Origin of the sequence: Gordonia ajococcus, from assembly GCF_012974285.1 — a bacterium.
Lineage (GTDB): Bacteria > Actinomycetota > Actinomycetes > Mycobacteriales > Mycobacteriaceae > Gordonia > Gordonia amicalis.
Window position 1 is genome coordinate 110,700 of sequence record NZ_CP052884.1, and the last position, 14,181, is coordinate 124,880.

The window sequence follows — 14,181 nt, forward strand, 5'->3', positions numbered from 1 at the left end:
ACACGCAAGGAGTGACCATGACCGTCTTCGCAAAGCCCGGTGCCGATGGCTCGGTGATGAGCTACGAGTCGCGCTACGACAACTGGATCGGCGGCCAGTGGACCCCGCCCGTCAAGGGCCAGTACTTCGAGAACCCGTCGCCGGTGGACGGCAAGACGTTCTGCGAGGTCGCCCGGTCGACCGCCGAGGACATCGACCTCGCCCTCGACGCCGCGCACAAGGCGGCGCCGGGCTGGGGCAAGACCCCCGTCGCCGAGCGTTCCCTCGCCCTGTTGCGCATCGCCGACCGCATGGAGGAGAACCTCGATAAGCTCGCGGTCGCCGAGACCTGGGACAACGGCAAGGCCGTCCGCGAGACCCTCGCCGCGGACATCCCGCTGGCCATCGACCACTTCCGTTACTTCGCCGGTGCGCTGCGTGCCCAGCAGGGTTCGATCTCCGAGATCGACGAGGACACCGTCGCCTACCACTTCCACGAGCCGCTCGGCGTCGTCGGCCAGATCATCCCGTGGAACTTCCCGATCCTCATGGCGGTCTGGAAGCTCGCGCCGGCTCTCGCCGCAGGCAACGCGGTGGTGCTCAAGCCCGCCGAGCAGACCCCGGCATCGATCCTCTACCTGGTGAGTCTCATCAGCGATCTGCTGCCCGCGGGTGTTCTCAACGTGGTCAACGGATTCGGCGTCGAGGCCGGCAAGCCGCTCGCGTCGAGCAACCGCATCCGCAAGATCGCCTTCACCGGTGAGACCACCACCGGCCGCCTCATCATGCAGTACGCGTCGGAGAACCTGATCCCGGTCACCCTCGAGCTCGGCGGCAAGAGCCCGAACATCTTCTTCAACGACGTCATGTCGTCCGACGACAGCTTCCTCGACCGTGCGCTCGAAGGCTTCTCGATGTTCGCACTCAACCAGGGCGAGGTGTGCACCTGCCCGAGCCGCGCGCTGATCCAGCAGGACATCTACGACGAGTTCATCGCCAAGGCCGTCGACCGCGTCTCGAAGATCAAGCAGGGCAACCCGCTCGACACCGACACCATGATGGGTGCCCAGGCGTCGAACGACCAGTTCGAGAAGATCTCCTCGTACCTCGCCATCGGCCGGGACGAGGGCGCCCAGGTGCTCACCGGCGGCGAGGCCGCGGATCTCGGCGGCGACCTGTCCGACGGCTACTACATCAAGCCGACCGTCTTCCAGGGCAACAACAAGATGCGCATCTTCCAGGAGGAGATCTTCGGCCCGGTCCTCGCGGTCACCACCTTCAAGGATTTCGCCGACGCCATGCACATCGCCAACGACACCCTGTACGGCCTGGGCGCCGGCGTGTGGAGCCGTGACGGTGCGACCGCATATCGGGCCGGTCGCGAGATCCAGGCCGGTCGCGTGTGGACCAACACCTACCACGACTACCCGGCACACGCGGCTTTCGGCGGCTACAAGCAGTCCGGCATCGGTCGCGAGAACCACCTGATGATGCTCGAGCACTACCAGCAGACCAAGAACCTCCTGGTCGGCTACGCGCAGAACGCGAAGGGCTTCTTCTGATCTGGACCTTCCTGCTCCTTGAGTAGCCCGGAGCTTGCGGAGGGCGTATCGAAAGGACTCGCCAACCCTTCGAGACGCTCGCAAGCTCGCTCCTCAGGGGGCGGGGGACGCTCGCAAGCTCGCTCCTCAGGGAGCGGGGGACGCTCGCAAGCTCGCTGGTTCTGCTCCTTGAGTAGCCCGGAGCTTGCGGAGGGCGTATCGAAAGGACTCGCCAACCCTTCGAGACGCTCGCAAGCTCGCTCCTCAGGGAGCGGGAAAGGTGATTGAGAATGACCACCGAACAGAGTGCTCCTGATCGGGTGGTCGCCACAGACGCCGCCGTGCAGCTCTTGACCAAGTTGTCGGAGTTGCACGGCGGACTCATGATCCACCAGTCCGGTGGGTGCTGTGACGGCTCGGCCCCGATGTGTTATCCGGTGGGGGAGTACCGGGTCGGCCAGCGCGATGTGTTGGTCGGCGAGATCGAACTCCCCGAACCCATTCCGGCCGTGCGGGTCTGGATCAACGGTGACCAGTTCGAGTTGTGGAAGCACACGCAGCTCATCCTCGACGTCGTGAAGGGTCGTGGCGCCGGGTTCAGTCTGGAAGCGCCCGAAGGCGTGCGTTTCCTCTCGCGTGCGCGGGCGTTCACCGAAGAGGAGAACGAACTCCTCGCGGCGTCACCGCCGTTGACGGGTGCCACAGTCGGCGACTGAGTGACTTTCGCAGAGTGCGTCGTGAGTGTCGAAATCCGATACTCACGACGCACTCTCGGTTCGCCGGGAAGATGTCGTCGACCGCCTACCATCGAAGGATGTCGATGCCCGGCGATACACCGCCACCTCGTCCGCGGGTTGCCGTCACGCCCATGCGCCCCCGGCAGACGACCGAACGCCCCGGGACCGTGCGCTGGGTCGTCCTGGGGTGGATCGTCACCGTCGCGCTGATGATCGTCACCGTGCTGGTGATCGCGGCGTCGCTCGACGACATCCGCGCGGTACTGGCCGCCGACCTGATCCGCGAACATCCCGAGAGCGGCACCGCCGCCGGACGCGCCGTCGACGTCTCGTTGCTGGTGGGCGCGGGTGTCGCCCTGCTCGTCGTGGTGCTCGGCGTGACCGGCGCGGTGCGGCTCTGGAGCGGCCGACGATCGGGTCGGACGCTCCTGGCGTTCGGCGCGCTGGTCGCGACGGCCGGCGCGGTGGGCTTTCACCTCACCGTCGGTCCGTCGTCAGAAGGCCTCGGCGACGCCGGGTTGCCCACGCCGGTGCTGTGGGCGCCGGCGGCCGCGGCGGTGATCGCGCTGATCGTCACCGGGGCCGCGTTCACCCGAGCGGTGAGTGCGTTCCTACGCTGAAATCCCCTGTCCCAAAGGGCGACCGCTGCTCGTCGAGTCGCGCGACGATGCCCTCGGCGCTGCGGACGGCCACCTGGCATGCGGACGCGACGTCCGGGGCGATCAGTGGGTGGCCGGCGAGGGACCGCCAGGTGCGAGCGGCCTGGATCGCCGACGCACGAAGGTCCGGTACATCGGTCCCGGTGGGCTGACCCAGGCGCGTCGCGGGATCGATCCCCGAGCCGCCGATGAGGCGGGTGAGGTCGGCGATCTGTTCCGGGGGCAGGTCGAGACCGCCGACGCGAATGGTGCTGAGCAGCCGCAGTTCCCGGAAGCCGTGTACGTCGGCGAGCTCCCGGCGGACCGACGCCCGTAGCTGCGCCGCCCGCGGCGAGGCGGACGCGGCCAGCAGGTGATCGAGGGTCACCAGCGCCGAATGGGATTTGAGCTCGTCGGCGCGCTGGGCGAACTGGGTGTCGATGATGGCGCTCAACTCCGACAAGCCGCTGCGTTCGACGAGTTCCGCGGCCAGCTCGGTCGACGACGTCGCGCCGAAGCGGATGAGGGTGACCGCCAGCCGGATGCCGAAGACACCGAAACGCTCGGCCAGCGACCGTCGGAGATCGGCGGGGATGTCGGGCAGGATGTCGGGCCGGGCGAAACGGTCCATCGTCAAAAGAGCCGCCTCGAGCTCGGCCCCGGGCGTCGAGGCGAGCTGGGCGAGTGCGCGGAACTCGACCTCGCGGAGCGTCCGTGCAGCCAGTGCGAGCAGCCCGGCGACGGGGACCACCGCCTGGCAGAGGCCGGTCCGTTCGAGTTCCCCGGCGAAGCGTCCCGCGATCTGCTGGGCGGAGATCATCGCATCCATCCGTCCGGCGCCCAGTTCGTCGGCGCGGGATACGACGCCGACCACCCCCAGCGGACCCGACGATCCGCCGATCGCGGTGCCGATGCGCCGCAGCATGGCCGTGTCCGTGGCGGTGAGGGAGCGCAGCAGATAGACGACGGCGTCGACGCCGGACCGTCCCCGGGCCTCATCGCTCCCTGACTCGCCTCGGGGCGCGAGGAGGCGAATCGTGGAGTCGGACAACTCCGTCGACAACGACGCGGTGCCCGGCGTGTCCACGATCGTCGTGGATTGCAGCGCGCGGGCGGGCCATTCGACGTCGAGATGGTCCACGCGGTCGGCGGTGAGCCGTCCGAAGTCGAAGCCCAGGCGCCCGTCGATGCGGGTCACCGGGATTCCGACGGTCCGACCGTCGTCGATGTGCGCGGTCACCGACGGCGACCGGCCGCTGCGGTACCAGGTGACGACGCGCGTGCACTCGGTGGCATCGGTCGGTGCGATGTCCTGTCCGACAAGTGCATTGAGCAACGTGGACTTGCCGGCCTTCAGCGATCCCGCCAGGGCGACCCGGACCGGCTGATACATTCGGTGTTCGCAGAGGTCGAGCTCGGCATGCGCGCGGGGGTCGTCGGCCAGGGCGCCGCGGGCGGCGTCGAGAAAGGCACGCGCACGATCGATCCCGGCCATCAGCGAGACTGCCCTGACGCGTGGCGACCGGCCTTCGGCTGCGCCGGGTCGAGATGATCCGGATCGAAGTGATCTGCGGCCTTGCGGAGGGCGGCGACCGCGGTCAGCCGGGACTCGAGTTCGGCAGCTCGACGGGCCCGCTCGGACTCGGTGGACGTCGCCGCTGACTGTGCGGCACTGAGGGATTCGGAGATGGAACGGGCGGTCTGCTCCGCGACGGAGCTGAAATGGTCGCGCAGCACGCGCTGGATGACGCGCAACCGGTCACGGGACTCCTTGCCGACCTGGAAGCTGACGTCGTCGGTGAAGGCCCGCACCGCCACCTTCGCCTTGGCGCGCCGCTCGAGCACCTTGGCCTGCTTGTCGTCACGGTATGCCTTGGTGCCCAACAGGAGTCCGGCGCCCACCGAGACCGGGTTGATCAACGCCATCCCGACCATCGTCGAGATGAGCCCGAACATCAGCACGCCGCCGTAGGACCCCCGCATCCCGATCAGCAGTTTCTGCGTCACGCCGACCTTGCCGCTGTCGAGTTCGGCGAGTTCGGCCACCGAGTCGAGCACGCCGGTCAGGTCGGCGACGTCGATGTCGGGGAGGGAACTCTGCCCGGCGGCGGCGAAATGGTCGGCGACCCGTTCGGCCAGCCAGACCGACCGCTCGTGAGCCCAGACGAAGTTGTCGCCGATCACCGCTGCCGTCTGGTCGGCCAGCCACTCGCTGAGCTGCTCCCAGTCGACGCCCGGATCGCCCTCGTCGATGGCGCGTTCGGCTTCGCGGGTGACCGCGCGCAGCCGATCGCGCAGGTCGTGGTCGATGTCGGCGGCGAGGTCGGCGACCCCGTCGGCCAATGTCTGCTGCCACTGTGCCGATTTCCGGCGCATCGCCTCGGCGTCGGCCTTGGCCTCCTGCAGCGCCCGGACGGCCTTGTTCGCGGTGTCCGGATCGCGGAGTGCGGCCAGTTCGCTGCCCAGGGTGAGGGCGAGATGTTCACTGACCACCCGGAGATCGGTGGCGACCGCCCCGCGGGCCGCTTGCTGCGCGGTCGCCACCACGCGGTCGCGCAGGTAGCGGTAGAGATCGAGGAAGCCGGCTTCGGCGTTGAGTTCTTCGTCGCCCAGGCGCAGCGCGTGCGAGCGCAGCACCGACGAGACCGGCAGTACGGGGATGTCGATGCCGGCGGTCCGCAGATGCGCGCGATCGGCATCGGCGACGGCCCGCCAGTGCGGATACAGGTCGGTCTTCGTGATCAGGCACGCGACGGTCGGGCACAGGCCGATCACCTGCTGGAGGAAGGACATCTCCGGCGCGGTGAACTCCTGGCTGGCGTCCGACAGCACCAGGACTGCGTCGGCGGCTGCCACCATGCCCAATGTGGCTGCGGCATAAGGGTGTCCGTGGCCGCCGACGCCGGGTGTGTCGACGAGGACGAGACCGTCCGCCAGCAGCGGACCGGGGGCACCGATCTCCAGCCGCAACACCTCGCGGCCGCCGGCGAGCGGGGAGTCGGGGGTGATGGCACCGATCGCGTCCATCGGGACCGGAACGCGATCGTCGTCAGACGGACCGTCGACGACGAGGTGGGCCGTCGGTTGCGGGGCATGCGAGATCACGGTCGGCACCGCGGTCGTCTCGTCGTCGCCCACCGAGCACACGTCGAGGTCGAGCAGCGCATTGACGAAGTGACTCTTGCCCTGTTTGAGCTGCCCCACCACGACGATCCGCAGGCGGGGGTCGGAGATGCGGGTCCGTGCGCCGTCGAGGCGGGTGACGAGGTCGTTTCGCCCGGCCTCGCGGGCCACCTCCGACATGGTGGTCAGCAGGTCACCGATGGTGGAGGGCGCCGACGACGGGGCGGCGGCCGCGGAGACCTGCGCGACGTCGACCGGCCGGGCGGCCGGCGGGAACTCGGCGGGGGAATTGGTCATGGTGTCCTCACGGTAGTGGTGACTCGGCGCACGCGGTCGGCATTGGGGACGTGTCCGGGTGCGCTACCCGGAGACGGGGTCGGCCCCGGCACCGCACGCGTCCAGCGAGGTGCTGGTCGTCGGGCGGCGCCGGGGCGATTCCGTCGTGTCCGGGGGTCAGCCGGCGTCCGGTCCGGCGTCGACGTCTCCGGATGCGGCCGCACCGGCATCCGAGTCGGCTCCCAGTCCATCGGTCAGCCCGCCGGTGAGACCACCGGTGAGGTCGCCGGTCAGGCCGCCGGTGAGCCCGCTCGTCGTGTCGGCCACGCCTCCGACCGTCGAGTCCAGGGCTCCGCCGAGTCCGGCGTCGGTGTGCGTGACGCCGCCGAGGTCGACGCCGCCGCCGGCCTCGCCGCCGCCGGTGAATCCGCCGGTCAGGCCGCCGGAGACGTCCCCGGGGAGATCGGTGCCGAGGTTGCCGGCGGCGTCGGTCGTCGCGCCGAGGGTGCCACCCAGGGTCGAGTCGAGCGCACCGACCGCTTCGCCGCCGACGTTCACTGCGCCGCCGGCCGCGCCGGAGACGGCGGTGGTCAGGTCGCCGGTGACCTCCGCCGGGAGTGAACTGTCGAGGCCCAGGTCGCCGCCGAGGCCGAGGCCACCGCCCAGACCCAGGTCACCGCCGAGACCCAGATCACCGCCGAGACCCGGACCGCTGTCGAGGGCCGAACCGATCCCCGTGTCCAGCGTCGTCCCGAGCCCGGCGAGTCCGCCGCCGAGTCCGGTCTCGAGGGTGCCGGTGAGATCGTCGGCGGCGGTGCCACCCAGTCCGACGGTGGTCAGGATCGGGCCGCCCACGGTGATGCTGCCCTCCGGGGAGATCACGAGACTCGGGTTGAGCACCGCGCCGAGCTCACCGGTGAGCACATCGCCGAGACCACCCGTGGCCTCCAGCGTCGAGTCGAGGGTCGCGACCAGGCCGTTGGTGGCCGACAGATCGACATCGAGTGCGTTGCTGAGCGTGCTGCTCAGGGCGCCCGCCAGGTCCGCTCCGCCCGCCAGCTCGCCGGCGAGGCTTCCGCCGAGCTCGCCGCTCAGTGCGGTGCCGAGAACCGCGCCCAGGGATGCGCCGAGGTCGGCTCCCACGTCGCCGCCGGCACCCAGGACGGTCTCCAGGGTTCCGGTGAGGTCGGTGGCCGTCTCGGTGACCAGGCCGAGGTCGGCGCCCGCCGCGAGTGCGGCGTCCAGCGCTCCGCCGAGTTGGGTGATGAGGGCGCCGTCGACGCCGAGGGCCCCGCCGAGGTCGGCGGCCAGCAGTTCGCCGACACCGAGGCCGGCTCCGGCCGCGGCGTCGAGGATGCCTTCGACACCCGTGGTCGCTCCCAGTACCCCGCCGAGCGCGGCACCGAGCTCGGCAGCGAGGTCGCCGCCGCCACCGATCGCGGCGCCGAGCTGGGCGGCCAGGTCGGTGGTGAGTCCCGCGTCGAGGAGACCGGTCAGATCGGTGCCGAGTACGCCACCGAGTTCGAGTGCCCCGCCCAGTGCGGCTCCGAGATCGGCGCCGGCGGCTGCTCCCAGGACGCCGCTGAGCACGGTGCTCAGTGCGGTGTCCAGCCCGGCGCCGGCCGACAGCAGCCCGCCCAGAGCGGCACCCAGCTCGCCGCCCAGGCCGCCGACCACGATCAGTCCGCCTTCGAGGGCGCCCCCGACGGAGCCCTCGACGACGCTGCCGAGTCCGGCGCCAAGTCCTGCCCCGAGACCCAGTCCGGTCTCGAGTGCCCCGCCGAGCCCGCTGGTCAGATCGGCCGCGAGACCACCGTCCAGCGCGGCCGCCAGGGTGCCGCCGAGTGCCGCACCCAGGGCGCCCGCGGCGTCGCCACCGGCCTCGAGACCTGCGGCGAGCGCGCCGGCGAGGGTCGCACTCAGGTCACCACCCGCAGCGAGCGCCGAGTCGAGGTCGACGAGACCGCCGGCCGCGAGCACCGATTCCAGGGTCGCCGCGAGCCCCGCCTGCGCGCCCCCGCCGACTCCCAGGGCCGCGGTCAGCGCACCGCCGAGAACCGCGTTGGCGCCCGCTGCACCGCTCAGCGCCAACCCGCCGGCCGCGGCGGCGCTCGACGTCAGAGCAACACCCAGCGCGGTCCCGAGCGACGCGGCGGCCGTGCCGCCCGCTGCCAGCGTGGAGCCGAGAGCGCTGGTCAGGGTCGCCCCGAGCTCACCGGACAGATCGGCGACGGCCTGCGCGTCGAGCAGTCCGGAGAGCGTCGCGGACAGGTCGCCGGCGACGTCGAGCGTCGAGGTGAGGGCGGCGGTCAGATCGCTCGACAGGTCGGCCCCGAGGCCGAGTGCACCGGAGAGGACCGCGGAGATGGCGCCACCCGCACCGAGTCCGGCGGCGAGCGCCGTGGAGAGGTCGGCACCGAGCGCACCGCCGGCTCCGAACGTGGCGCCGAGCATTCCGCCGAGGGTCGCGCCGAACTCGCCCGCGAGTTCGCCGCCCGCGCCGAGCGCCGCCGACAACTGGGCGGCGAGTCCGCCACCGAGGCCGAGTCCGAGGTCGGCGCCCGCGGCGAGGAGGGCGTCGAGGGATGCGCCGAGTTGACCGGCCAACGCACCTTCCGCGTCGATCGCGCCGGCCAGCGCCCCGGCGATCGCCGCCCCGGCGCCTGCACTCAGTTCGAGGCCTCCGGCGACCAGGGTGTCGAGGGCGGCACCCAGCGCGGCGCCGAACTGCGCCGCCACCTCGCCTCCGGCGCCCAGTCCGGCGGACAGAGCCGCACCGAGGGTGACAGCCAGCTGGCCGGCCAGATCGAGGTCACCGAAAGCGATTCCGCCGAGGTCCAGGTCTGCGAGCGAGAGGCCGGAGAGGTCGACGCCGCCGAGCCCGATCCCACCGATGAGCCCACCGAAGTCGATGTCGCCCAGGCCGACTCCGCCGAGACCGATGTCACCGACACCGACGTTGATGCCTCCGCCGCTGATACCTCCGACGTTGATGCCACCGAGGCCCAGTCCACCGAGACCGAACCCGATTCCGCCCCCGGCGCTCGCACCACCTCCGACGGCACCGCCGATCGCCCCGCCGCCGAGGCCACCGCCGGCCCCGGCAATGGCGCCGAGGCCACCACCGGCAGCGCCGCCGACGGCCAGTCCGGAGTCGGCGACGAGCGGCGTCGCGGCCGAGATGTGTGCGGGCGTGATCCCGGTGAGCCCGGCACGGTCGATCGCGGCCTGGGGATTGCCGCAGTAGGCGTTGAACGCGTCCTCGTCGCGAAGCAGGCCGAGGATGAAGTCGAGTACCGCATTGGTCGGCATGGCGTCGTTCCTTGCGTCGGAGAGATCGCAGTTCGATCCCGTGTCGAGTCCGACGCTAAACGCCGGTGCGGTGCGCGACATCGGGGTAAATCCCCAGTCCTGTCGCGACGGTCGATAGGGGGGCCGGCCCCCGGGGGGACAACCCGACAGGGGGCGGGGCCGATAGGGGGTAGGGGAGTTTCTCCCTAATCGTCGCCGAAGGGCTAACGGCCGGGTCATGATCGGCGACACACTCTGTGAAGTGCACGGTCGCATCGGCCGCGGCACGCGCCAACAGACGATCGCCCACGCCACGCCGGTGGCCGGCCGGCGATCGCCGTCGACCACCCCGCAGGTGGGAACAGGAGCTGACCGACATGGGGATCGCGATCGGTGTGAAGATCGGGAGCGCGAACAGTGTCGCGGTCGTCGCCTCGGAGCACTCGTGGGAGAGGTCGCTCTCCGTCGAGACCGCCGCGCTGGTGGGTTCCGGTGATTTCCTCGACCGTGTCGGTGATCCCGTCCCGGTACTCGACGACCACGGACAGAGCCGGCCTGCCGCGCAGATCCACGCCGAGGCGATCGTCGCGCTCGTCACCCGCCTCGACCTGGGCGACGACTCCGTCGCGCATCTGACCGTCGTGCATCCCGACACGTGGACATCGCAGGCGGTCGACGAAGCCCGCGCTGCACTGCTCGCGCGGGATGACGTGCTCACAGGCGAGATCAGCTGGGTGGCGGAGTCGCGGGCGACGCTGGCAGCCGTCGAACACCACGAAGGTGCCTTCGGCGAGGGTCTGGTGATCAGCTACGACCTCGGCGCATCAGCCCTGACCGTCACCGTGCTCGCGACCGGTGACGAACCGCGTGTGGTGAGTCGGCCCCTGCGCCTCGACTCGGTCAGCGGGAACGAATTCGACCGACTGCTGCTCGGGCACACGTTGCGGGTCACCGGTGTCGCCGCCGGGCTCGCCGATCCCGGCGCCGCCTCGCCGGTTCTCGACGATCTGAGCCGGCTCCGTACCGAATGCCGCCGCGCCAAGGAATCCCTGTCGGTCGACACCGACGCGGTCGTCGACGTCCGAGTGGGCGAGGTGACCACCGTCGCTCGGCTCGTCCGCGATGACGTCGAGGACCTGGTCCGCGGACCCCTCGCGGAATCGGTGGCACTGATCCGGGAGGCACTCGCGAGTGCGGGCGGCGACCAGGCGGGAGGACACCCGGCCCCCGTCTCGGCGATCGTCCTCGGCGGTGGGGGCGCGTCCATCCCGCTCGTCACCGAGATGCTGTCCTCGACCCTGCGCCTGCCGGTGATCCTCGATCCCCAACCCGAATCGGCGTCCGCGGCCGGTGGCGCACTGATCGGCATCGCCGCGATCGGTGATCGTGATTCCGCGCCGATCGTCCCGACCGCCGCGGTCCCCGGGCAGGCGCTCGCGGCGTTGCCGGAGGAACGTCCGCTGCGGGAGATCGAGCCGGCTCCCAGTACACCGGTCGCGGCTCCGGCTCCTCGCCTGTCCCGTCGCCGGCGCGGGATCCTGATCACGGCCGGTGCCGCAGCGTTGGTGCTGGTCTCGGCCACCGGTCTGTCGGTGGGGACGGGTCTGGTCGGGTCCACGGGAGAGGCGACGCCGCCTCCCGCCGGCGCGGTGACCACCACGGCCGGCCCGGCACCGGGCACCCCCGGCACACCTCCTCCGACCGTGGCCGGAGCCAACACGGGCACCCGCACCACCGACGCCGCCACCGACACGGGCACCCGAGCCGCGGGCACCGGCGCCCCGCGCCGTACGACGGCCGGCGCCCCGGCTGCCGGTACACCGGCGCCCGGGACCACAGCGCCCCGCGGCGGTCAGTCACCCGCGCCCGGCGGGCCGGCCCCCGCGCCGGCGGCTCCGCCGGCGCCGAACCCCGGTACCTCGCCCGCGCCCGTCGAGAACCCCCCGGCGGATTCTCCCGAGCCGAGTCCCGAAGAAGGTTCGGGCGGTAACGGCATCACCCCGGGCGGTGTCCTGCAGGCGCCCGGCAGGGTCCTCGACGGAACCGGTCAGGTCGTCTGTGGCGTCACCCGTGTCGTCTGCTGACGTGGGGCGAGCGGCGACCTCGCCCATCCCGACGGTCGGCGATCGCCGGGAACTCACTCCCGCGTCGACCTGGGTCGACGACATCCTCGACCGGGCCCCTGCGAAGCTCCCGCTCTGCGCGGTCGTCGTGGGCACCCCGGGAAGCGGTCGCACCGGTCTGCTGAAGGCCGTGCACGAGCGCTTGCGTGGTCTCGACGTCCCGGTCAGCGTCGGCATGTCCTCGACCGACGTCCCGGCCGGGACGATGGTGGTACTCGCCGACGACCTCCACACCTGGCCGGGTGACCTCGTCGCACGGATGGCGACGATGGTCGACGCCGGAACCATCCAGCTGGTCGCCACGACCGAACCACGCGAGACCGATCAGGTCCTCCGCCGGGTGCTGGACCTCGCCCGACGTTCCGGCACGCTCCTCGAACTCGGCGCGATGAGCACGGCGGACGTACTGACCCACGCGGCTCGGACCGGTCTCACACTGACACCGGCGACCGCATCGCAGATCCGCCGACGCTGCGGTGGAGCCCGCACCGTCGTGACGGCCGCGCTGCTCTCGATCCGGGAAGCGGCTGCGGCCGCCGCTCCCGGGGAACCGGTCGACGAGATGGCGGTCGTCGAACGCGTGGCGCGCGATCGCCACCATCGACTGCTCCGGGGTCTCGATCCGACGACGCTGTCCGTCCTGGCCCTCGCGTCGGTACGGGCCCCGCTGGACCCCGAGAGCCTCGCCGAGACCCTGGACGTCCCGCGGGACGCAGCAGTCGGGGCACTGGACCGCGCGCGGGGAAGCGGTCTGCTCCGCGGCGCCGACGTCTTTGTGTCGTCCGCACGCGAACCGCTGCACGCCGTCCTCGGGAACCGGCGACTCGATGAGCTCCGCCGTACGTCGGCCGCAGTGCGTCTGCGGGCGACCGAACTGACCGCCGACGACGCGTTGCACGCCGCGGAGTCGGGGGTCGAGGACCCGCGGCTCGTCGACGCCCTGCTGGAAGGTGCGGCCGATGCCACCGCGGCGCGCGCAGTGGTCCTTCTCCGGGCCGCCGATCGTGTCGAACCGGGACGTGACGACGTTCGTCTCCTGATGGCCCAGCGCGCGCTGGCGTCCGGTGACATCGATGGCGCCGGTGCGGTCGCGGATGCCCGGCTCGAGTCGGCCGACCCGGGCGAGAACGGGATCGAACACTGGGTGGGGGTCGCGGCTGTGGTCGCGGCACACCGGGGTCTCGGTTCCCATGCGGCGGACCTGTATCGCTGGCTCGGATCGGACAACGTTGCGGCGGAGACGCTCTCCGCGGTGACCGCACTCCTGGCGGTCGGGGACCGGACCGCTGCCTCGGCGATCGCCGCCGTGGGTGACGGGCAGCCGCCGGTGGGTGTCCGCGCCGTGCGATCGTTGGCGATCCGGGGTCTGCTCGCCTCGGTCGGCGGCACCGACGACGGCGGTCCCGGCGACGGGGTCGACCTCGTGGTCCGTGGCCTCGCGGCCGCCGTACCGAGCAGGTCGGGTCCGGCGGCCACGAGGACGTTGCACGCCGCCGTCGCGCTCGCGCTGAACAGCGGCGACGTGCATGCGGCCAGGACACTCCGGGCAGCGGCCGGTGAATCCGCCGCCGGCGCTCTGCTCGAGGCGGAGATCGCACTGTCCAGCGGCGACCTCGAGTCGGTCACCCGTCTGCTGCCGACCGCCGAATCCATCGGCATGGTCGACCGGCTCCGGGTCCACGCTATCCGCCTCGGCCTGGCGCGTCGCAACGGTGACGTCCCGGCGCTGACGGCGCTGTGGCCGGAAGGTCTGTCACTGCTCGCCGCGACCGAGGTCGACCTCTATCTCCTGCGTCCACTCGCAGAGTTCTGGCAGGCTGCCGCCCGGCTGGCCGACACCGCGTCGATCGACCGGTACATCACCGCGGCTGATCGATTGCTCGACGCCTTGGACAACCCGGTGACATGGTCGGCGCCTTGGCATTTCGCCGGAGTTCGAGCAGCCGTCATCGCCCGCGACGCCGAGTTCGCAGCCGAGCGACAACGGCGCCTCGACGCCACGACCGCGCAGCACGCGCGTGCATCGGGCCTCGCGACGGCCGCCCGCACCTGGTCGGCACTCACTTTCGAGCAGGCCGGGAACATCACCGACGACCGGGTCGCCGGCGCGGTCTCGGCCCTACGGTCGAACGGATTGATCTGGGAAGCAGTACATTTGGCGGGGATCGCGGGGTTACATGCCGCCGACCCGAGCGCCGCTGCGGACCTCCTGGAGACCGCCCGCTCGGTTGACGCGGATCGGCGACGTCCCCGACCCGTCGACGGATTGCTGACCGATAGGGAAGCCGAGGTCGCCCGAGAACTGCTGCAGGGCTTCACATATCGGGAGATCGGTGCGCGGCTGTTCATCTCGGCGAAGACCGTGGAGCACCATGTGTCCCGGATTCGACGTCGATTGGATGCCGGGTCGCGCTCCGAGCTGATGTCGGCGTTGCGGGCCGCCGGATACAGCTGATTCGCACGGCTACTTCTC

General features: G+C 71.3%; 8 protein-coding genes. 5 read left to right on the forward strand and 3 right to left on the reverse strand.

Annotated features, from left to right (window positions below; all coding sequences use genetic code 11):
- Positions 1-17: 17 nt before the first annotated feature.
- From GAA2_RS00495 to GAA2_RS00505, 3 genes are all read left to right on the forward strand, one after another.
- A complete protein-coding gene (locus tag GAA2_RS00495) occupies positions 18-1,541 on the forward strand; it encodes an aldehyde dehydrogenase family protein (protein WP_024498952.1) in 1,524 nt (507 codons plus the stop codon).
- A gap of 269 nt (positions 1,542-1,810) precedes the next feature.
- A complete protein-coding gene (locus tag GAA2_RS00500; RefSeq protein WP_024498953.1) occupies positions 1,811-2,236 on the forward strand; it encodes a DUF779 domain-containing protein in 426 nt (141 codons plus the stop codon).
- Between the two features lie 104 nt (positions 2,237-2,340).
- Positions 2,341-2,877 carry a hypothetical protein gene (locus GAA2_RS00505; RefSeq protein ID WP_238064115.1) on the forward strand — a complete coding sequence of 179 codons (537 nt, stop codon included), beginning with the start codon at positions 2,341-2,343 and terminating at the stop codon, positions 2,875-2,877.
- Here GAA2_RS00505 and GAA2_RS00510 read toward each other — a convergent pair.
- The 3 genes from GAA2_RS00510 to GAA2_RS00520 all read right to left on the reverse strand — a co-directional run bounded on the left by GAA2_RS00510 (position 2,846) and on the right by GAA2_RS00520 (position 9,606).
- The gene (locus GAA2_RS00510) at positions 2,846-4,390 is read right to left on the reverse strand and encodes a dynamin family protein (RefSeq protein WP_024498955.1); all 1,545 of its coding nucleotides are present in this window, start codon (positions 4,388-4,390) and stop codon (positions 2,846-2,848) included. The genes GAA2_RS00505 and GAA2_RS00510 overlap by 32 nt on opposite strands.
- Positions 4,390-6,315 carry a dynamin family protein gene (locus GAA2_RS00515; RefSeq protein ID WP_096272705.1) on the reverse strand — a complete coding sequence of 642 codons (1,926 nt, stop codon included), beginning with the start codon at positions 6,313-6,315 and terminating at the stop codon, positions 4,390-4,392. The genes GAA2_RS00510 and GAA2_RS00515 overlap by 1 nt, the downstream gene beginning before the upstream one ends.
- A 156-nt stretch (positions 6,316-6,471) precedes the next feature.
- Positions 6,472-9,606, reverse strand: coding sequence for an IniB N-terminal domain-containing protein (locus GAA2_RS00520; RefSeq protein ID WP_096274878.1), 3,135 nt, complete (start codon positions 9,604-9,606; stop codon positions 6,472-6,474).
- Between the two features lie 356 nt (positions 9,607-9,962).
- Here GAA2_RS00520 and GAA2_RS00525 point away from each other — a divergent pair, with 356 nt between their 5' ends.
- A complete protein-coding gene (locus GAA2_RS00525) occupies positions 9,963-11,669 on the forward strand; it encodes an Hsp70 family protein (protein ID WP_096272707.1) in 1,707 nt (568 codons plus the stop codon).
- A complete protein-coding gene (locus tag GAA2_RS00530) occupies positions 11,656-14,163 on the forward strand; it encodes a helix-turn-helix transcriptional regulator (protein ID WP_232513044.1) in 2,508 nt (835 codons plus the stop codon). Before GAA2_RS00525 ends, GAA2_RS00530 begins: the two co-directional genes overlap by 14 nt.
- Positions 14,164-14,181 lie beyond the last annotated feature (18 nt).